This is a genomic window from Vibrio sp. D173a, from assembly GCF_030248475.1.
This window is the reverse complement of record NZ_JAHGAH010000014.1, coordinates 1-858: the sequence shown is the minus strand read 5'-3', so window position 1 is coordinate 858 and position 858 is coordinate 1. Positions and strand designations below refer to the sequence as shown.

At 43.2% G+C, this 858-nt stretch carries 1 protein-coding gene; it reads right to left on the bottom strand.

The genetic code is table 11. The features are described 5' to 3' along the window. The coding region (locus tag KIV40_RS02370) for an IS110 family transposase (protein WP_285347889.1) at positions 1-780 on the bottom strand (780 nt) is incomplete at its 3' end. Positions 781-858: the final 78 nt, after the last annotated feature.

Genomic DNA, 858 nt, shown 5'->3' with positions numbered 1-858 from the left:
ACCACCACTACCTCTATGTGTTGGGACTAACCCTAAACTTGCACTCGCTCCTCGACCATTTCTATAGGCTGAAGCATCACCCATACGGGCGAAAATAGCACTCGCAATAATCCAACGTACACCTCGCAGAGTGATAAGTAATTGGCAAGCTGGTATTTGCCTTGCGAACTCAATAAGTTCGGACTCAACTCTTTCTATAGGTTCATCAATGCTAAGTAGTTGAGCATACAATTCTCGAAGAACGAATCTAGCTACGGAGGTTAATTCGTTCTCTGCATCTTCAATAGCGAGAGGGATCATTTCTCGCAGTTTATTGCTCCCTTGTGGAAAAGTAATACCGTGTTCCGCAGCATAACCACGGATCCGTAAACTTACTGCCGTGCGCTGCTTTATATAACTTTGTCTTAAGCTAAGTAGCATCGCGACATCTTGCTGCTCTGGTGTTTTTACCGGTACAACATGAATATCTGATCGTAAGGAAGCTTCATAAATTGCAATGGCATCGTTAGCATCATTCTTATTCCCATTGCGATACGGCCTGACTTTTTGAGGGGGGATAATTTTGACGGTATGGCCTCTATCCTGAAAAGTACGCCCCCAATAATGAGAAGCAGAGCAAGCCTCTATACAGATGGTAGAATTTGGGTGTTGGTTAATGAGCATCAACATCTTCTTTTGAGACATTGCTTGATTAGACATTCGTTTCCCATGGCGATTAAACACCGCAACTTGGAAAACGGATTTGGCTAAATCAATTGAGATTGTGCTAGATTGATTCATGGTATGGGCTCCTATTTTGGTTTGTACCTGTAACTTTAGCTGACACAGTCAGTTGAGGTGGGGAGTCCATACCATTGA